The organism is uncultured Ruminococcus sp., assembly GCF_946415235.1.
Lineage (GTDB): Bacteria > Bacillota > Clostridia > Oscillospirales > Ruminococcaceae > Ruminococcus.
On sequence record NZ_CAMKRR010000010.1, the window covers coordinates 1 to 20,079 of the forward strand.

General features: G+C 43.4%; 20 protein-coding genes. 14 read left to right on the forward strand and 6 right to left on the reverse strand.

Annotated features, from left to right (window positions below; genetic code table 11):
• The first annotated feature begins 102 nt into the window (after positions 1-102).
• The gene (locus Q0R37_RS04075) at positions 103-1,365 is read left to right on the forward strand and encodes a hypothetical protein (protein ID WP_294751600.1); all 1,263 of its coding nucleotides are present in this window, start codon (positions 103-105) and stop codon (positions 1,363-1,365) included.
• Between the two features lie 33 nt (positions 1,366-1,398).
• Here Q0R37_RS04075 and Q0R37_RS04080 read toward each other — a convergent pair whose 3' ends face one another.
• The 4 genes from Q0R37_RS04080 to sigK form a co-directional block, all read right to left on the reverse strand.
• Positions 1,399-2,361 (reverse strand): ATP-binding protein, encoded by a 963-nt coding sequence (locus Q0R37_RS04080; protein ID WP_294751603.1) that lies wholly within the window; start codon positions 2,359-2,361, stop codon positions 1,399-1,401.
• A gap of 12 nt (positions 2,362-2,373) precedes the next feature.
• A complete protein-coding gene (locus tag Q0R37_RS04085) occupies positions 2,374-3,357 on the reverse strand; it encodes a DnaD domain protein (RefSeq protein WP_294751606.1) in 984 nt (327 codons plus the stop codon).
• Between the two features lie 106 nt (positions 3,358-3,463).
• Positions 3,464-3,907: an HD domain-containing protein gene (locus Q0R37_RS04090; protein ID WP_294751609.1), complete on the reverse strand. Its 444-nt coding sequence runs from the start codon at positions 3,905-3,907 to the stop codon at positions 3,464-3,466.
• Between the two features lie 66 nt (positions 3,908-3,973).
• The gene (gene sigK, locus Q0R37_RS04095; RefSeq protein WP_294751612.1) at positions 3,974-4,657 is read right to left on the reverse strand and encodes an RNA polymerase sporulation sigma factor SigK; all 684 of its coding nucleotides are present in this window, start codon (positions 4,655-4,657) and stop codon (positions 3,974-3,976) included.
• A gap of 232 nt (positions 4,658-4,889) precedes the next feature.
• Between sigK and rpe the strand changes: the two genes are divergently transcribed.
• The 11 genes from rpe to pfkA all read left to right on the forward strand — a co-directional run bounded on the left by rpe (position 4,890) and on the right by pfkA (position 17,218).
• Entirely contained in the window at positions 4,890-5,549 is a 660-nt protein-coding gene (gene rpe, locus Q0R37_RS04100) for a ribulose-phosphate 3-epimerase (RefSeq protein ID WP_294751615.1), read from the forward strand.
• A complete protein-coding gene (locus Q0R37_RS04105; RefSeq protein WP_294751618.1) occupies positions 5,543-6,529 on the forward strand; it encodes an RnfABCDGE type electron transport complex subunit D in 987 nt (328 codons plus the stop codon). Before rpe ends, Q0R37_RS04105 begins: the two co-directional genes overlap by 7 nt.
• Positions 6,522-7,157, forward strand: coding sequence for an Rnf-Nqr domain containing protein (locus Q0R37_RS04110; RefSeq protein WP_294751621.1), 636 nt, complete (start codon positions 6,522-6,524; stop codon positions 7,155-7,157). The genes Q0R37_RS04105 and Q0R37_RS04110 overlap by 8 nt, the downstream gene beginning before the upstream one ends.
• A complete protein-coding gene (locus Q0R37_RS04115) occupies positions 7,141-7,713 on the forward strand; it encodes an Rnf-Nqr domain containing protein (RefSeq protein WP_294751625.1) in 573 nt (190 codons plus the stop codon). Before Q0R37_RS04110 ends, Q0R37_RS04115 begins: the two co-directional genes overlap by 17 nt.
• Before the next feature lie 30 nt (positions 7,714-7,743).
• Entirely contained in the window at positions 7,744-8,943 is a 1,200-nt protein-coding gene (locus Q0R37_RS04120; RefSeq protein WP_294751628.1) for a putative glycoside hydrolase, read from the forward strand.
• Between the two features lie 39 nt (positions 8,944-8,982).
• Positions 8,983-9,942 carry an HPr(Ser) kinase/phosphatase gene (gene hprK, locus Q0R37_RS04125; protein ID WP_294751631.1) on the forward strand — a complete coding sequence of 320 codons (960 nt, stop codon included), beginning with the start codon at positions 8,983-8,985 and terminating at the stop codon, positions 9,940-9,942.
• A 36-nt stretch (positions 9,943-9,978) separates the two neighbouring features.
• Entirely contained in the window at positions 9,979-10,884 is a 906-nt protein-coding gene (murB, locus tag Q0R37_RS04130; protein WP_294751634.1) for a UDP-N-acetylmuramate dehydrogenase, read from the forward strand.
• A 22-nt stretch (positions 10,885-10,906) separates the two neighbouring features.
• The gene (rapZ, locus tag Q0R37_RS04135) at positions 10,907-11,779 is read left to right on the forward strand and encodes an RNase adapter RapZ (RefSeq protein ID WP_294751637.1); all 873 of its coding nucleotides are present in this window, start codon (positions 10,907-10,909) and stop codon (positions 11,777-11,779) included.
• Positions 11,780-11,838: 59 nt separating this feature from the next.
• Entirely contained in the window at positions 11,839-12,702 is an 864-nt protein-coding gene (gene whiA, locus Q0R37_RS04140; protein WP_294751639.1) for a DNA-binding protein WhiA, read from the forward strand.
• Positions 12,699-16,103 (forward strand): DNA polymerase III subunit alpha, encoded by a 3,405-nt coding sequence (locus Q0R37_RS04145; RefSeq protein WP_294751642.1) that lies wholly within the window; start codon positions 12,699-12,701, stop codon positions 16,101-16,103. Before whiA ends, Q0R37_RS04145 begins: the two co-directional genes overlap by 4 nt.
• A gap of 152 nt (positions 16,104-16,255) precedes the next feature.
• Complete coding sequence (gene pfkA / locus Q0R37_RS04150; RefSeq protein ID WP_294751645.1) at positions 16,256-17,218, forward strand: 6-phosphofructokinase; 963 nt, start codon at positions 16,256-16,258, stop codon at positions 17,216-17,218.
• Positions 17,219-17,253: 35 nt separating this feature from the next.
• On the opposite strand, the gene Q0R37_RS04155 is transcribed toward pfkA, so the two are convergent.
• Both Q0R37_RS04155 and Q0R37_RS04160 read right to left on the reverse strand, forming a co-directional pair.
• Positions 17,254-18,174 (reverse strand): S1 RNA-binding domain-containing protein, encoded by a 921-nt coding sequence (locus Q0R37_RS04155; protein ID WP_294751648.1) that lies wholly within the window; start codon positions 18,172-18,174, stop codon positions 17,254-17,256.
• A gap of 61 nt (positions 18,175-18,235) precedes the next feature.
• A complete protein-coding gene (locus tag Q0R37_RS04160; RefSeq protein ID WP_294751650.1) occupies positions 18,236-18,592 on the reverse strand; it encodes a hypothetical protein in 357 nt (118 codons plus the stop codon).
• A 171-nt stretch (positions 18,593-18,763) separates the two neighbouring features.
• On the opposite strand from Q0R37_RS04160, the gene Q0R37_RS04165 reads away from it, so the two are divergent.
• Both Q0R37_RS04165 and prfA read left to right on the forward strand, forming a co-directional pair.
• Positions 18,764-18,952, forward strand: a complete 189-nt coding sequence (locus Q0R37_RS04165) for a DUF951 domain-containing protein (protein WP_294751653.1) — start codon at positions 18,764-18,766, stop codon at positions 18,950-18,952.
• 49 nt (positions 18,953-19,001) lie between these two features.
• Positions 19,002-20,075 (forward strand): peptide chain release factor 1, encoded by a 1,074-nt coding sequence (prfA, locus tag Q0R37_RS04170; RefSeq protein ID WP_294751656.1) that lies wholly within the window; start codon positions 19,002-19,004, stop codon positions 20,073-20,075.
• Positions 20,076-20,079 lie beyond the last annotated feature (4 nt).

Genomic DNA, 20,079 nt, shown 5'->3' on the forward strand with positions numbered 1-20,079 from the left:
ATAAAACGGAAAAAATTTTCATTTTACTATGGACAAACTAAAAAAAATGTTGTATAATAAAACAGTATTTGTAATCTACTATTATATCGGAGGAATATACAAATGAATAAATTTAATAGGTTCGCATCTGCAGCTGCGGCGTTTGCACTTGCTGCTGCTTCAGCTTCATGCAGCGCTCCTGAAGCAATCACATTCGGAAAGGGTACACAGACAGCCCTTACTGTTGACGGTTATGAGGTACCCGCAGGCGTTTTCATTTATAATGAGATAACAGCATACAGAAACGCAATGTATGATATGTATTATAAGAACGGAAAGATGCCTACGCTTGATGATGTAAAGAATTCGACCATCAAGGATCTTGACTCCACCGACTGGATACAGGATAATGCTACCGATGCCTGCAAGGACTTTGTAGCAAGCGAAAAGGAATTTGAAAAGATAGGCGAAAGCCTTAAAGAGACCGACCTTGCAGAGATCAAGGATATGCTTTCGACTTATTCAAGCGAGTCTTTGTTCAGCGAAAACGGTGTAGGTGAGGAGTCGCTCAGAAAGATAATTGAAAACAACTACAAGAGAGAAGCTATTTTCAAGCATTATTTCGGACTTGATGCTGAAAAGGGATGTTCTGAGGAAGAACTCAAAACATACTATCAGGACAAGACTACAAGAGTAAAATATTTTGCCATAAGCATGACAGACAGTGAAGGCGAGCAGTACGGTGCTGATGAAAAGCGCCGCCTTAACAATATGATTGACGATTATGTTAAGGAGATCAACGAAGAAAAGACCAATGACGCCAAGCTTAAAAAGATCGACGAGTGCGAAGAAGATTATAATAAGTATGTCGAAAAGCGCACCGCCGAAGAAGAAGCTAAGGCCGCGGAGGAAGCAGGAGAGACAACTACCACAACTACGACGACCACTACTTCTTCGGGAACTACTACCACAACTACAACAGATCCTTACGCGAATGAAATAACGATCACAAAGTATACTACGACAACAGCTGACGAAAACGAGTCAAGTGACACCACAACTACATCAACTTCTGCTGAATCAGCTGCGAGCGAGGATGCTTATAAGAAATACAACGATCATGTTTTCTCAATGCCTTACAATAAGGCTGAAAAATATCAGTATGATGATAATACGGTTTACGTTATCATCAGAGCGGACATCAAGGAACGTATGACTTCGGATGATCTCTGGACAGAAGATAAGATCGAGTCACTTCTGAGTGAACGCTATTACAATGACTTCGAGGATATGATGAAGAACATTGTTAAGGGCTATTCGGTGGAAAAGAACAGTAAGGCGTACAGGAAATTTACTCCTTTCGATCTTAACCTCGGAGATGCATAATATAAAAACAAGGCTGCCTTTAAAGGCAGCCTTTTATGTTTCGTTTTTTCTTTTTTGAAGCCTTACATCTTCTCCCTTGAATTCAAGGCATGAATACATCGAAACGATCCTTGACATGACTCTTTTGTCATACCTCCGCGCGATCCCGTCAAAATCAAGATTTGTGCTTATAATTGAAGGCTTTCCGCAATTGAGCCTTGTGTTGATGATATTATAAACTGTTGCATTATAGAATGAAGATTCGTATTCGGACCCTATATCATCAAGTATAAGAAGATCGGTATTCATTACCAGATCTATCATTTCGGAAGAGTGCTCATAGCTGAAATGTTCTTTTTCGATATTCCTTAGTATGTTTACAGCTGAGTCATATATGACACTGTAGCCTTTTTGAAGCACTGCATTTGCAATAGCAAGTGAAAGGTGAGTTTTTCCCAGACCGGTCTGACCAAACATAAGAATACTTTTTGAATTCAGCGTAAAGGTCGCTGCATACTGCTTTGCGTATTCAAGGATATTCTTCATTGCCGTGTAATTCTCGCCCGAATAATAGGAAAGAGAGAAGCTTTCAAAGCTTGAAGGTTTCAGCTGTGAGCGCTTGTTGAGCTGATCGGCGGCAAGTTTTCCGCACAGGGCGTTGAAGCACCCGCAGAACTTACTGCCGTTATATCCCGTATCATTGCACTTTGAGCAGTTGTAGTGTATATCAAGGTAATCCTCGGGGTATCCGTGCTCGGCGAGCATTTTTCTGCACATTGCCTGAGCTCCGAGATTGTACTGCTTCAGCTGCTCGATCTTATCGGTTATGTCACTGCCTCTGCCGTTTGAAATAATGGATATGAGTTCCTTTCCCGTATTAAAAAGAACTTCGTTAATTTCACGTATCTGAGGTATTTTATCATTGACTTCGCGTATTCTTTCCTCATTCTCGCTGACAGCTTTCATGCGGCGGTTAGTTAGAATAGCCTGAGCCTTGTCGAATATCTCGCTGTCCATTTTTTATTCTCCTTAATAAAGAAATTTATTGATGACTGATTTGTACTCCTCGATATCGGAACTGCTGTCACTGTTTGAGGCGTTCGCGCCTTTTTTCTTGCTCCTGAAGCCGGATTCTGCCTTTTTAACATCCTGTACAGTCCTGAAACCGCTGTCATTCCAGGAAATAAGTATCTTGTTTATGTAATCAAAGCTCAGCTTGTTTATCTGCTCGAGGGTCTTTTCGTAAGCGTAATGTATCAGGTCGAGTTCATACCCTGCATTTTTCCACTGTTTGATAAAGTCGTCCTGTTTTGTGGTAGGACGTCTTGTCATTTCAAAAAGCTTCATGATATTGGCGGTATAATCCCTTGATGAGGTCATACGCTGTATCTCGTCCTGAGCTGCCGACATGGAATTGATATCATTTTCAGCCCAGTCAGCAGCTATTTTTTCAACGTAGGAAGTATTGGTCTTTTCAATGGAAGAACAGTAGGTCAGAAGAGTTATGATGACCTCTTTTTTCAGCCCGAGGTGGTCGTACATCCATATTATAGAGTTCATCTGACTGTTTTTCAGAGTACCGAGGATACCTTCTGCGATCTTGAAAAGTTCCCGTATATCCTGTGACTCCTTCATTATCTCAGCTATCTCCGAGCCGCTGTAATTCGCCTTATGGTCAGGAACAGGCCCGTGAATGGCAGAAGGTGAGACTTCTTTTGGTTCGCTGACGGAAGGCTGCTGCATTATCGGTCTTACAGCAGTGATCTCGGGGGTATTCTGCGGAGTAAGAACATTTGCCTGCTGCCAGAACATGATAGCTTCTTCTACCTGATCGGGCAGAACACCCGTATTTGAGGATATCTCATCGAGAGAGCACATTTTTCCCGAGTATCTGAGAAGATACAGAAGCACCTTTATCTGTCCGCCTGTAGCGAGCTTAAGAAAATTGTCCGCAACTATACCGGGGACGCCGAACATTGTTCCCCATATGCCGCAGTTGACTTTGAATTCCAATAAAGACACCTCCGAAAAAATTCTGCAAGAAACATTATACCATATTTCGACGAAGTTGTCACCGTGCAAATTGTACAATCAGTGACAGAAATAAATGTGAATTTTTTTAGCTGTTATCTCTGAGGAGCTTTAATGCTTTTTTGTATTTTTCGACTCTCTTAAGATTTTCGGGATCATTTTTCATATTGTCGTCGATATATCTGCTCATATCGGAATTGTGCATGAGATCGGCTGTTTTAACGGCTTTAGCAATAGGATCGGTGCTTATTTTCCTGACATAATCAAAGTAATCATCTTTTTTATCATGTGTAAGGAGCTTTACGGCGTCTGTGACTTCGTGCGGAAAAACTTTTTCGAGATCGGCAATTGTTATGTCTGTATCTTCGGCAACATCATGCAGAAGCGCAGCGCAGACCGCAAATTCATCGGTCATTTGTTCCGCAAGGTGAAATGGATGAAAGATATATGGAACACCGTTTTTGTCAAGCTGTCTGTGATGAGCGTCGTATGCAATTTTCATAGCCTTGCAGGTAAGTTCTGTATAAATCATTTTTTCCTCCATTAAATATTACATTTTATATGTATTATAGCATATTAAAAACTGTTAAGCAAGAAATTAAATTATCGAACTGTCGAACATATCTTTTAGTTTACAGATAGCTTTTTTCTCAATCCTCGAAACATAAGAACGAGAAATATTAAGCATTTCGGCAGTTTCGTTCTGCGTGTGCGGAGCTGAACCGTAAAGTCCGTATCTGTAGACTATAATATCATATTCACGGGGATCAAGACATTGCTTTATAAAGCTGTACAGCTGCCTTGAACGAATAAGTATATCGACCTGTTCGTGTATGTCGATACCGTCATCTATAAGATCCATAAGCGTAAGTGAATTACCGTCCTTGTCTGTTTCGACAGGTTCATTTATGTATATATCTCCTGCTGATTTCTTCGCCGAGCGGAACTGCATAAGTATCTCGTTTTCAATACATCTGCTTGCGTAAGTTGCGAATTTGGCTCCTTTTTCGTAATCAAAGGAAGAAACAGCTTTTATGAGTCCGATCGTACCTACAGAGATAAGTTCGTCCTGTTCGTCCGTACCTGATGCATATTTTTTAACAATATGTGCAACAAGGCGAAGGTTATGCTCGATAAGCTTGTTCCTTGCGGTTTTATCGCCCTCTGACATCTTTCTGAAGCATTCTGCCTCTTCTTTTTTTGAGAGCGGTTTGGGGAATACGGATGAATTGTCGATATGAAGCGAAAAGAAGAAAAGGTTCCTCAGCAATTCGATAAACATTGTCTAACCTCCTGATATTCAGCTACAATATAATATGTTGCAAAGCATGGACAATATAAATACAATATTTTTACTTAAATGCAGACGAATAAAATATTGATAAAATTTATTGAAAAAATTATCACTGCGTATTGACGTTACGGAATAAATATTATATAATAATAGTGTATGGATTTTGAAAGATTGATATCGTTTGCGATTGCAGGCGAAAGAATTCGGAAGAAGTGATAAATTGAAAAACTATGTTTCAGCGTCAGTTCTGAGTGCTGATATGCTTCATCTCGGAAGCGAGATAAAAAAGCTTGAGACCAGCGGTATTGATATGCTGCATTTTGATGTCATGGACGGTATATTTGTAAATAATATTACGTTCGGACTCCCCATTCTGGAACAGGTCAGAAAAGCGTCAGATATAACACTTGACGTTCACCTTATGATAAAGGATCCCGCAAAATATATAAAGCGTTTCGCCGATGCGGGAGCTGATATGATCTCATTCCACGTTGAGAGCGACAGTGATGCCTTGGAGACCCTCAAAGCAATAAGGGGATGCGGCGTAAAGCCTGCAATAGCCATAAAGCCTGCAACCCCTGCGGAAGCGGTATTCGGACTTCTGCCTTATCTTGATATGGTGCTCGTAATGACTGTGGAACCCGGCTTCGGCGGACAGAGCTTCATACCCGAGACTGTTGATAAAATAAGGGCTGTCAGGTCAAAGATCAATGAGCTCGGACTTGATGTTGATATCGAGGTAGACGGCGGAATAAACGGACAGACGTCTGCAATTGTCCGTGAAGCAGGTGCAAATGTTCTCGTTTCTGGAAGCTTTCTGTTCCACGCTGAGGATATGGCAGCAGCGGCAAATGCATTAAAGGATGATAGGATATGCTGAAAAAGGCAAGAAAAGAGAGGCATATCTGGCTTGACATAATGCTGACGCTGCTGGCACTTGAGCTCATGTCGTATTTTTACTACGGCATAAGGTCGGTCGTACTTGCTGCTGTATGCATAGTGTCGGCTTCCGCAGCCGAGATCATTTCAATCAGGCTTATGAAGCGCAGATTTTCTGCCGATGATCTCACCTGTACCTCTGATGCTCTTATTATAGCACTGATGTTTCCTGCGGTCATGGACTACAAAATTGCCGCTGTTGCATCTGTTTTTGCTATAGTAGTGGCAAAAAACATATTCGGCGGACGTATGAACATGATCTTTTCTCCTGCGGCTGCGGCATATGTTTTTGTGCTTACTTCATGGGGAAGAAAGCTTCTTCAGTATACAGAGCCTCACGTCAAGACAGGAATCTTTGAAAAGCCTGAGGTGCTTGTGAATTCGGCATCGCATACATTCGACCTGACAGGAACATTCAAGCATTCCGATTTTGAGATACTTCTCGGTAATTTCAGCGGCCCTTCGGGAGCTGTCAGCATACTTCTCCTTGCGGTAGCTGCTGTGGTTCTCATGTTCAGAAGAAGCATATCCGTTGGCGCATTTCTCGGAACTATATTCGGTACGGTTTTTTTTGCAGTCGTTACACCTTCTGTTTCTTCAAAAGCAGATTCACTCAAGTATTCCCTTGTTACGAATATGGTGCTTTTTGCTGCCGTATATATAGTTGCGGACAAAAGGATAGCGCCGAAGCGTGATTATTACGCCTTTTTCTACGGCCTTTTCATCGGAGTTTTTTCTTATGTAATCGTTCTTACGGGTGCAAAGGAAAATGCGATAGTTATAATATCTGTTCTGTTTACTCCCGCGGCTCTCGGCTTTAAAAACCTTGAAAAGCATATCGAGAACGCTGCACTGGAACAGGCCGATGATGCTTTGATAAATGAAAATGCCGTAACAGAGGAGGGGATTATCGGTGAATGATCGCAGAAAAGCTCTGATGGGCGGTGTACTCGGTGATAATGTAGTCTTATCGGGACTTATGGTCATTTCACCTGTCATCGTATGCGGTGATACGCTGAAAAACGCCGCTGCTCTTGTATACGCCTTTTCGGCAATCACATTCCTTGCAGTGCTGATCTCTTCCTTTGTACCTCAGAAGCTTCCGTATACTGTAAAGGTAATATTATATGCCGTTATTGCGGCGATAATATATATACCTGTAAAGTTTGCGTCAAAGCAGCTTTATCCCGAGTCAATTTCAAGGATCGGTATATATTTTCCGCTTCTTGCGGTCAATTCCCTTATCGTGTTCCAAACGGAAGCAAAGTTTTTCCGTATGAACAAACGTGATATGATAATATCACTGATCTTCTGCATACTCGGTTTTGACATTGTGATGCTTATCACAGGCTTTCTCCGTGAGCTCTTCGCATACGGAACTATCAACAATCATATCGTTGATATGAATACGCTTACGGACGGACTTTCAAAGCCCTTCGGCGGCTTTATTTTCCTTGGACTTATGTGTGGAGCCTACCGTTTTGTCAGAAATGCCGTTCAGAAAGATAAAAGCGAAGTAAGGAGCGATACTGATGTTTCTTATAAATGATCTTATCACTCTGCTTGCCGCTAATCTCATACTGTCCCGTGCTCTTGGAACGAGTACGCTGTTTATAGCGGCAGGAGGCAGGAAAAATCTTACCGCCACAGCTTGTGTGATAACTTTTTTCACCACTGCGGGCTCGACTGCTGCTTATTTTATTGACAAAATGCTTCCGTCGGCAGTTTCCGACCTGAGACTGCTTATGTATATCATCGTTATCGGAGTTCTTTATGTTCTGCTGCTTACCGCTGTATACTATATAAGCAGGCCGCGGTTTGAAGAGCTGCGTAAGTACGTTCATGTTTCGGTGTTCAACTGCGCTGTTATAGGAACGCTCTTCACAATAAACGAAAGAGCTTCAATGAACGGAAGCTCATACGATTTAGGAGATTATGCAGCTGCAGGCCTTGAAGCGGGCGCAGGTTTTATAATATCGGCGCTTATACTTACGGTCGCATACAGAAAGCTTAATTCCTCTAAAGTACCTTCGGCTTTCAGAGGCTTTCCCGCAATGCTTGTTTACCTCGGGATAATATCAATGGCAGTATATTCGCTGAAATGATCGCATTATACTGATATAGGAGAGTTTTTAATGAAGTTCAAAAACAAAGGACGTAAGATCTATAAGACAAAGGAAAAGAATTATTACGGGAAAAGCCCTGTCGGAAAGGCTTTCTCGGTAGGGCTTACGGTTCTTCTTATAGGCGGTATCTTTTTTATAGGTTTCAGCGTTGCAGGACCGCTGATAAATTATGCAAAGCAGAAGGGCGATACCGTGTCGACTACAGCTCCCGCATTTGAAGAAGAGCTTATCACGGACGCAAACGGCGAGGAGATCACACAGGAAGACACAACAGCGGTAACGCCTTTCAATCTCGAACGCTTCAAGGCTTACACCCTCAGTACTATGGACATCGTCGATAAGGATACTCTGAAAAAGGCTTTAAAGCGTGTCCCTGCCGACGGCAAGATAGAATATATAGAAGTCCCGCTGAAAGAAGCGGGCGGTGATATATATTATGCTACCAATAACTATTATTCTACTTCATCGGGCATAGTTCAGGGGGCAATGAAGCCCAAGGATATTGCCAATGCGATCGTTGATGCAGGATATAAGCCTGTTGCTCATATAAGCACATTTTATGACAATGTAGTGCCCATGTATTTTCAGAATATGAGCTACCTGACTTATGCGGACGGCATGATGTGGATAGATAACAGTACGGAAGCAGGCGGAAAGCCGTGGCTCAACCCTTTCAGCGAGGACGCTGTGAACTATATTACCGATATAGTTGATGAGGTCTCATCAGCAGGCTTTGTCAGGGTTGTGTGTTCCGATTTCGTATTTCCTGATTTCCGTCAGTCTGATATCGACTATCTCGGCGATAAGTTCATAAGCAACGACAGATATATGGCTCTTACATCGGCGGCAAATATGATGTATGAAAAAGCTATGTCGAACGGTTCAAAAATGATACTTGAAGTTGACGCAACGGATATTCTGAAAGGCAAAAAGGATGTTTTGCAGCCTATGCTGCTGAAGGTCAATACCGTTATTCTCAATATTGACTTTGATGCACTTGCATACGGCGTCTTTACGCCTGATACGGTATATGAATTCAACGGAACTCCGTCAGAAAACGTCAGAAAAATGCTTGACCTTGTCGGAGATGATCTTGAAGATTTTAATGTCGCTGTCCGTGTTTCGGGTTCTACAGCCGGAATACAGGAGCTTCTTGATGCAAAGGATGAAATAGTCGGCTGCGGATATGATTCATACGTAATCGGCTGAAAATAATTCCCGATCTGCGATCGGAGAACGGAGTTTGTTATGGCAGAGAATTTTAAGGTTTCACTTCAGCGCGTCATTGATGAATTCAAGCTTGAAACGATCTACATACACAAAGACGCAAATGACGTTATGATCGATGAAAATGATGTTAATCGTCCGGGCTTGCAGCTCATGGGCTTCTATGAGTATTTTAATCCCGAGCGTATCCAGATCATCGGCAAAATGGAATTCGCTTATCTTTCAACAATTGATGAAAAAACAAGAAAAGAGCGTTTGCAGCTTCTTTTCGCACAGAGGATACCTGCGCTCATAATCACCAGAGAGCTCCCGTATTTCGCGGAAATGCTTGAGCTTGCAAAGGAATATGAGGTCCCTCTGCTGAGAAGCAAGGAAAGCACCTCAAACTTTATGTCGGGACTTATAGCATTCCTTAATCTTAATCTTGCACCTCGTATAACACGTCACGGTGTACTTATCGAAATATACGGCGAAGGTGTGTTCATAACAGGTGAGAGCGGTGTCGGAAAGAGCGAAACTGCCATCGAGCTTGTAAAGAGAGGACACCGGCTTGTAGCGGACGATGCTGTTGAGATCAGAAAGGTCTCAAATATCAGTCTTGTCGGAAGTTCGCCCGATAATATACGCCATTTCCTTGAGCTCCGAGGCATCGGAATCATCAATGCAAGAAGGCTTTTCGGTATCGGTGCTGTAAAGATGACCGAAAAAATAGATCTTGTTGTTGAGCTCGAGCAGTGGAAATCCGAAAAGGTATACGACAGAATGGGCGTAGATACCGAATTCGTAAGCCTTCTCGGCGTGAAGATACCGTCGCTGACCATTCCTGTTAAACCTGGCCGTAACCTTGCTGTCATTCTTGAGGTCGCAGCCATGAACAACAGACAGAAAAAGATGGGTTATAACGCAGCCCGCGAGCTCCTTAACAGGCTCGGCATGGAGTCTGAGCCAAAGGAAGTTGTCCGTGATTATGACTCATTCTGAGAAACTTGAAAATATACACCAAATCAGGGGGACACTATGATAGATATAAGTGAACTGACTGTATTATGCGGTAAGCTCGGGTGTAGGATAACACCTGAAGCTTCGCTTAAAGAATATATCACATTCCGTTTCGGCGGACCTTGCAGAGCCCTTATCAGTGTCAATTCTGCAGCATCTGCGGCTGAGCTGATAGGTTTTATCAGGAGCAGCGGGATAAAATACGGCATTCTCGGGAGAGGAAGCAACGTACTTGTTCCCGATGATGGGTTCGACGGAGTTATACTTCATTTCGGAAGTGATTTTTCCGATATCGAAGTCAACGGAAATACTATACGCTGCGATGCGGGAGCTCTGCTTGCTTCTGCCTGTGTACGCGCACAGCAGCTGGGACTTACGGGAATGGAGAACCTTTTCGGTATCCCCGGAACTATCGGCGGCGCTCTGTATATGAACGCAGGCGCATACGGCAGCGAAATGAAGGATGTTGTCGAATCTGCTGAATATATAGATGAAAACTGTGAAATACAGACTATCTCGGCAGAGGATATGGGGCTTTCATACCGCAGCAGTATCTTTTCAGGCAGTGAAAGGATCATTACATCGGTGACGCTAAAGCTCACTGCCGGGAAGCCTGAGGAAATAAAGGCTGCAATGTCCGAATGTATGGCAAAAAGGAGCGCAAAACAGCCTCTTGAGTATCCGAGTGCAGGAAGCACCTTCAAGCGTCCGGAAGGAAGCTATGCTTCTCTTCTGATCGACCAGTGCGGGCTTAAGGGCTTTTCCTGCGGAGGCGCAATGGTAAGTGAAAAGCACAGCGGCTTTGTGATAAACAAGGGCTATGCAACTTGTTCCGATGTACTTGAACTGTGTGACAGAGTAAAAAAGATAGTAAACGAAAAAACAGGCTATAAGCTTGAGCTTGAACCTGTGATACTAAGCTGATAAGCGTTATTTGGAGAGATCTATGCAGATATTGATTGTAACGGGGATGTCGGGTTCGGGAAAATCAAGTGTAATGGATGTAATGGAGGATATCGGCTTTTACTGTATCGATAATATACCCCCAAAGCTGATAACTCAGTTTGTTGACCTTTGCAGACAGTCCGAATCCGATATAAGCAAGATCGCTGTTGCTGTAGATATACGAACAGGCGATATGTTTGCCGAGATATTCCGCTCATGGCAGGAACTGAAGCGCCAGCCTGATGTGGATGTCAAGGTTTTGTTTATTGAGGCGACTCATGATGTTATCCTTAAAAGATATAAGGAGACCCGACGCAAGCATCCTTTGTCGGAAAAATTCAACGGTAATATACAGGAAGCCATAAACTACGAATGGTCACAGCTCTCTCAGCTTCGTGAAATAGCTGATTACTATATCGAGACTTCCAATTTCACATCATCACAGCTGAAGGAACAGGTCAAGACCATATTCCTTGAAAAGAGTTCGGATTCTCTTATTATCAAGGTAATGTCTTTCGGTTTCAAGTACGGTGTTGCAACTGACGCTGACCTTATGTTTGACGTAAGGTGTCTTCCCAATCCTTTTTATATCGAGGAGCTTCGCAACCATACAGGCTGTGACAGCTGTGTAAGAGACTATGTTATGGGATTTGAGCAGTCGCAGACGCTTTTTGCGAAGCTTACCGACCTCATCGACTACCTTATACCTTTGTATGTACAGGAGGGAAAGAGCCAGCTCGTAATATCCTTCGGATGTACAGGGGGCAAACACCGCTCCATAACTTTTGCCGAGCTTATGGCAAAGCATCTTATTGAAAAAGACTATAAGGTGCAGAAATATCACCGTGATATAACGAAGGATAAAAAATTCTGAACAGGGAGTGAGCTGAAATATCATTCTCAAATGATGTAAGAAATGAAATAAGCACTACAGTGAACGATAAAGACAGGCGATTTGCCTGCCTTTATGGTATGCTGCTGTTTTGCAGGACTCTCACGAGCAGACGCATAAGCTTCCAGAGTGAGAGCAGAACTTCCGCAGAGCTTTTCGGCAGGCTCTATGAAGCTGTTTTCAAGTATAAGCCGACAGCTGACGAGCATACAAGAAAAAACGGGGCAGTACTCTATACCTGTGATGTTTCGGGAGAAAGAGCTGCGGAGGTATTTCGGAAGTACAGATTCAACGAAAACACAAGAGAGATAGATTCCGAGATTATTGCCACAAATAGTCTCGGAGTTTTTACAGCAGGGATCTTTCTTGCCTGCGGAAGCGTAAATGACCCGTCGAAGGAATATCATCTTGAATTCGCCTGCCCCGAGGAAGGACTTGCGGTGCAGCTCTGTACGCTTCTAAGCGATATCGGAGTAACGGCAAAGATGATGCTTCGCAGAGGTCAGCATATAGTTTATATCAAGGGCAGTGAATCCATCGAGGATACGCTGACCTTTATCGGTGCGTCCCAGTGTACGCTGGAACTCATGAATATGAAGATATACAAGGATATCCGGAATAAGGCAAACAGGATAGCAAACTGTGATGCCGCCAATATCGACAAGGTAGTAAAAGCCGCTATGAAGCAGATAGAGGATATAAAGCTTATCGACTCTTCCGTAGGGCTTGACTCCCTTTCTGAAGAACTGCGTGAAGTCGCACAACTCAGGCTCGATAACATAGATATGAGTCTACAGGAGATAGGTGAATCGTTAAGCGAACCCATAAGCCGTTCGGGAGTTAATCATCGTTTCAAGAAGCTTGCTAAAATGGCAGACGAATTAAGAAACGGGGGCGCAAAATGAGAGCAGATGGATTTGTGAACCTCCATGTCCATACGGAATACAGTCTTCTTGACGGTGCCTGCCGTATCAATGAGCTTATATCGCGGGTCAAGGAGCTCGGTCAGATTGCTGTTGCTATTACCGATCACGGGAATATGTACGGAGCTGTCGAGTTCTGGAATGCTGCAAAAGCGCAGGGCATCAAGCCCATAATCGGCTGTGAGGTATATGTTGCAAGGCGTACCCGCCATGACCGTGAGCCGAAGCTTGATTCCTCGCCGTATCATCTTATACTCCTGTGCGAGAATAACGAAGGCTACCGAAACCTTGTAAAGCTTGTCTCATATGCAAGTATCGAGGGCTTTTACAGCAAGCCCCGTGTCGATACAGAGCTCCTGAAAAAGTATCACAGCGGACTAATATGTATGTCAGCCTGTCTTGCGGGAGAAGTTCAGCGTCTGCTTACTGACGGTGAATATGGTGCAGCAAAGGAGACCGCCCTTAAATATAGGGATATATTCGGAAAAGATAATTATTTCATAGAGATACAGAATCATGGTATAAAGGAAGAGGTGAAAAATCTTCCTCTTCTTTATAAGCTTTCAGCAGAAACAGGTATCCCTCTTATTGCAACAAACGACTGTCATTACATAAATAAGAAAGACTCCGAGATGCAGAATGTTCTTATTTGTATCCAGACAGGAAAAACACTGGACGACCCCAACGCACTTAAGTTTGAAACTGATGAGTTCTACGTAAAATCCGCCGATGAAATGGCGGAGCTTTTCAAAGGACACGAGGAAGCTGTAACAAATACCTGCACCATTGCAGAGCGCTGCAATGTAGAATTTGAATTCGGAAATATAAAGCTCCCGAAGTTTACAATAGACGGAGTTGATGACAATAAACAGTTTTTCCGTGAGCTGTGCCGAAAAGGTATGCTTGAAAAATACGGTTCGCAGCCGTCAGCAGCAGTTACCGAACGTCTTGAATACGAGCTTGACGTTATTACAAAAATGGGCTATACCGACTACTATCTTATAGTATGGGACTTTATCCGCTATGCAAGGGAGCATGATATTCCTGTAGGTCCCGGAAGAGGTTCGGGCGCAGGAAGTCTTTGTGCTTACTGTATCGGTATCACGGGAATTGATCCTATCAAGTTCAATTTGCTTTTTGAGCGTTTTCTTAACCCCGAAAGAGTGAGTATGCCCGATTTTGATATAGATTTCTGCATCGAAGGCAGGCAAAGCGTCAAGGATTATGTTGTTCGGAAGTACGGAAAGGATTATGTTTCGGAAATAATCGCCTTTGATACTCTGAAAGCCCGAGCCGCTGTACGTGATGTCGGCAGAGTTCTCGGTGTATCATATCAGCTTTGTGACACCGCCGCAAAGGAGATCGACCAGAAATCTTCTCTCAGAGAAGCTCTTGATGCTTCTGAGGAGCTGAGCGGTATGTATCACTCCGACAGGAATATGCGAAAGCTTATAGATCTTGCCTTGCAGCTTGAGGGAATGCCGCGTCACGCTTCCACCCATGCGGCAGGAGTTGTTATATCTGCCGTGCCTCTGAGCGATCTTGTACCGCTTCAGCGAAACGATGATACGATAGTAACGCAGTACACCATGGGAGTGCTCGAGTCTCTCGGACTCCTGAAAATGGATTTTCTCGGACTGAGAAACCTTACAATAATAAGAGATACTGTCAGAGAGATACATAAAACCGAGCCTGATTTTGATATAAACAATATACCTGTTGACGATCAGGGCGTATTTGAAATGATGTCCGATGGCGATACGATGGGCGTTTTTCAGTTTGAAAGCGAGGGTATGACCGCAAGAGTCATGGAGCTTCGTCCCGAAAGACTTGAAGATCTTATCGTTATCATATCTCTTTACCGTCCGGGACCTATGAAGTCGATACCTGTCTATATCGAAAACAAAAAACACCCCGAAAATATAACATACAAACACGAAATGCTCAGGGATATTCTTGCCGACACATACGGCTGCATGGTATATCAGGAGCAGGTTATGGAGATCTGCCGCAAGCTTGCAGGCTATTCCTATGGCCATGCGGATATAGTAAGACGTGCAATGGCAAAGAAAAAGCACGATGTTATGCTCAGGGAACGTGAAAGCTTCGTTAAGGGAGCTTCCGAAAACGGTGTTTCCGAAGATATTGCAAACTCTGTATTTGATGAAATGGTCAGCTTTGCATCATATGCGTTCAACAAGTCCCATGCGGCAGCTTATGCCTATCTTGCGTATCAGACAGCATATCTCAAATATCACTACCGCGGTATATATATGGCTGCACTTATGTCAAGCGTTATGGGTGCAAGCTCAAAGCTTTCGGAGTATACCGATTCCTGCCGTGAAAACGGTATCGAGATACTGCGACCTGATATAAACAAGAGCAATAAAGGCTTCACCTTTGCCGACGGGAAAATGTATTTCGGACTGCTTGCCATAAAAAACACAGGAAGCGGACTTGCAGACAAGATAATACGCGAAAGGGAAGAAAACGGCATATTTTACAGCCTGCAGGACTTCTGTGAGCGCATAGACGGCCGTGAACTGAATAAAAAAGCTCTTGAAAACCTCATAAAAGCGGGAGCATTTGACGGTCTGGGCTTAAACAGGAGACAAATGCTCGAAAGCTATGAATCCATGTTTGAGATGGCAGGTGCTAATTCACGGGGCATAATTGACGGACAGCTCAATTTCCTTGAAGGGACAGATACAACGGAAATGAATATCCGTGTACCCTATAAGCCCGAATATGAACATAAGGATATCCTCGCACTTGAAAAAGATGCAACTGGTATGTATCTCAGCGGACATCCGCTTACTCCTTACGGATGGATAGCAGAGCTGATGCATACTAAAAAAATTAGAGAGCTGCTGTCCTGTGGTGCTGAAAGTGACGGGAAAGCAGTAAAACTCCTTTGCTTTGTGGAAAGCTCAAAGCTTCATGTTACTAAAAAAGGTGATAAAATGTGCTTTTTGAACTTTGCCGACGAAACAGGGGAGATCGAAGGAGTCGTTTTCCCCGACCTTTACCTTGTGAGCGGACAAAAGCTGAAAAACGACTCTATAGTTATCATAAACGGCAGGATATCATTGAAAGACGATCGTATAACCGTGATCTGCGGAGCAATTACCTCGGAAACCGAATTCACACGACTTATATCAAATATGAAACTTTGTATAAAAACAGTCTCCACCGAAACAGTAATAAGACCCGAGCTTGTTGATATCTGTTCACGTTATGAAGGCGATACATCCGTATGCTGTTATCTCACCGACATCAGAAAAACTGTTGCTCCGCGTGAAAAGCTGAGCCTGAAGCTGTCAAAGGAGTCATTTGAAGAGCTGAAAAAGCATTTCGCCGCTTCTCAGATAGGGCTTATATAGCCTGAAAACTGCAAAATCACTCTTTGGATGAAAAAAATCTTTAATGCTATTGACATTTTTTGCACAAAGTAGTAAAATATAAGGGTATGGGATTATTTCGCAGCAGATCTGCGAATTAAAAATATTTGCCAAGTGCAGAATGGAGAATATTTATGATCAAAAAAATCGGTGTTTTAACAAGCGGCGGCGACGCCCCCGGAATGAATGCCGCAGTAAGAGCAGTTGTCAGATCGGCTCTCAGTAAAGGAATGGAGGTCTACGGTATCCGCAGAGGTTATGTAGGTCTCATCAACGGTGATATCATCAAAATGGATGAAAGAAGCGTTTCTGATATTATTCATAGAGGCGGAACTACACTTTATACAGCAAGATGTCCTGAATTCAGAACAGCTGAGGGTGTTGCGAAGGGCAAGGCTAAGTGTGATGAACTTGGTATCGAGGGACTTGTAGTTATCGGCGGTGACGGTTCATTCAGAGGTGCTGCCGATCTTTCTGCACAGGGTGTGCTTTGTATCGGTGTTCCGGGAACTATTGACAATGACATTGCTTGTACAGAGTATACTATCGGTTTTGATACAGCTATGAACACAGCTATGGATCTTGTTGACAAGCTCCGTGATACAGCTCAGTCACATGACAGGATATCCGTTGTTGAGGTAATGGGCAGAGGCGCAGGTCATATCGCTGTTAATACAGGTATTGCCTGCGGTGCTACAGACATCATCACAAAGGAAGTTCCTTACGATATAAACGCTATTGCAAACTCAATGCTCTCAAAGAAGGCAAAGGGCAAGCAGAACTTTGTTGTTATAGTTGCGGAGAGCGTCGGACATTGCGAGGAGATCGCCAAGATGCTCCAGGAAAAGACAGGCATCGATGCAAGATTTACTATCCTCGGTCACGTTCAGAGAGGCGGCTCACCTACAGTAAGAGACAGAGTTGAAGCTACAAGAATGGGCTATTATGCAGTAGAGCTCCTCGAGCAGGGTATCGGCAACCGTGTTGTCGGCGTCAAGGAAGGCAAGCTCATTGATTATGATATACAGGAAGCTCTTTCAATGCATAAGGATTATGACGAAAAGCTTCACCACATTGCTGAAGAGATCGCATATTAATGATATCAATGCACCTGTTTTTCAGGTGCATTTTTTCATATAAAGCTTGTTTTTATTATTTTATCTGAGGATCTGCTTGAATACAGCCAGCTGTCCATATGTCCGCCGGTGATATAGTAATCGTACTCGGGAACAGGCTCTTTTTCGCAGCATATATCAACGATAATAAGCTTTATCTTCATTTTTTCGGGAATGATAGCTTTTATGTATACGCTGACGCTCTGACCGACCTTTATCCCTTCGTATGGTTCGGTAAGTCCCGCAAGATTTGGTGCGATCTCAACGAATACACCGTAGCTTTCTATAGAACGGACAATACCCGGAACAGTCTCTCCGATATTGAATTTTGAAGCATTCTCGTCCCATGTTCCGAGAAGCTCCTTATGAGTAAGGTATATACGCCCGTTAATATTATCGGCGACCACAGCTTTTATCCTCTGACCCGTGTAAAATCTGTCTGACGGGTGAGAGATCCTTGAAACAGACATAGCATCGATCGGTATAAGTGACGGTATCCCGCAGCCTATATCCACAAAGCTGCCGAACTGTTCAAGATGTGAAACAGATGCGCTGATGACATCACCTTTTTTCATTTTTGAAATGTACTCGCGCTGACATTCTTCCTGAGCAGCTTTCCTTGAAAGATATGCAGTTATATTTCCGTTTTCGGAAAGCTCGATACCTGTTATTTTAAAGCAAACTATTTTGTTTACCCGCGATATCAGAGCGATATCACGGGTAGTTCCTTCTTTAACGCCTACAGCTCCCTCTACCCGCGGAATGATGCCTTTCCCGCAGGGGAGATCAACTATAAGATCGTGCTCGCTCGTACAAAGTATAACCTTTCCTTCGACTGTGATATTTTTATTCATTGCTTCGGAAAGTCCTTCTGCGGACGAGATATAATTCTGATTTAAAACTGTTCCGTAAAGCATTCCTTCAGGTTGATATTCCATGTTTGTACCTCCGTTATCTAACTTTGATACTTAAGTCTATGCATCGCAGAGTTATGATATTCTACTGTGCAAATCTGATATTTGAACCTCCCATTGCATTAAGGACTGAAATAACATTGTCAACTGCTGCGCTACCGCATACGATGCAGGCTGTAGTCGTTCTGTATCTGCGTCTTGCAGGGATAATATCTTCCGAAGCAGGTGAACCGATAACGTCGGTAAGATAATTTGAATGTGAATTATAATATGCGGGGATAAGTGAAAAAGTGGACGAACGGCTCATCCCTGTGGGATTTTCGCCTGTTCGGTGATACATCATTTTTGCCGAATAAACATATTCCACGCTTTCCCTGACTCTTTTCATTGCCAGATCGGCAAGTTCGGGAGACTCAAAATCTGCTGTTACTCTTGAGATCATATTTATATATCCTTTCTAATTTTTGTATGTGTTCAATATGATTGATTGGCATTTTTTATTATTTTTCACCAAAATGAAAAAAATATACCTCTGAAATATTGATTTGAAAGCTGATTTGAGGTATAATAAAAATGTTCGATTTTTATTTTTTGTTGAAAGGGGGATACTTTTTTGGATATCAGAGCGGGAGATATTCTTACCATGAAAAAGAATCATCCGTGCGGAAGCAATGAAATGCTTGTATTACGCTCGGGAATGGATTTCAGACTAAAATGCGCGAAGTGCTCAAGGGAATTTATGGTCCCGCGGAACAAGATAGAAAAGAGTATCCGAAATGTCAGACACGCCGACGAAGGTTAGCCGACTGCAACATTATCAGTAATAATTTTAGCATTAAGGAGATTACCCGATGTTTGAAAAGCTTGCAGTAATGGAGCAGAAATATGAGGAGATAAGCGAAAAGCTCTCAGATCCCGATATCGTAAACGATAATAAGCTGTATACTCAGCTCATGAAGGAGTTCAAAACAATGACTCCCATCATCGAGAAGTACAGGGAATACAAAAAGGCACAGGGTTCGTTCGAGGAAGCCAGAGAGCTGCTCGAAGGCGGTGGACTTGACAAGGATTTCAAGGAAATGGCTCAGGCGGAGTTTGATGAGTCAAGAGAGGCTATGGAGAGCATCACACAGGAGCTCAAAGTTCTTCTACTTCCTAAAGACCCAAATGACGATAAAAGTGTTATAATTGAGATCAGAGGCGGCGCAGGCGGCGAAGAGGCTTCGCTGTTCGCAAATTCTCTGTATCGTATGTATACAATGTACGCGGAAGCTATGGGCTGGAAGCAGGAGGTGCTCAGCGCTAATCCTACAGAGCTGGGCGGCTTCAAGGAAATAAGCTTCTCTATCGAAGGCGATGGAGCATATTCGCGCCTTAAATACGAAAGCGGAGTTCACCGTGTACAAAGAGTCCCCGAGACTGAGTCTCAGGGAAGGATCCATACCTCAACAGTTACCGTGGCAGTCCTTGTCGAGGCAGACGAGGTCGAGCTGGAAATAAATCCCACGGATCTGAAAATAGACTATTTCCGCGCAAGCGGTGCAGGCGGACAGCATATAAATAAAACAGAGTCTGCCGTAAGGATAACATATCTGCCTACCAATACGGTGGTGGAGTGTCAGGACGAAAGAAGTCAGCATAAGAACAAAGATAAAGCTATGAAGATTCTGCGCTCGAGGATTTACGAGGCTATGCAGGAGGAGCAAGACGCAAAGATCGCATCGGAAAGAAAAATGCAGGTCGGCACAGGCGACCGTTCCGAGAGGATCAGAACATACAATTATCCGCAGGGACGTCTTACGGATCACCGTATAGGTCTGACTATTTACAGACTTGAAGACATTCTCAACGGAAATCTTGATGAAGTGTTTGATGCGCTTGCGACTGCCGATCAGGCTGCCAAGCTCGCAAATCAGGAAGCGTAGTTTT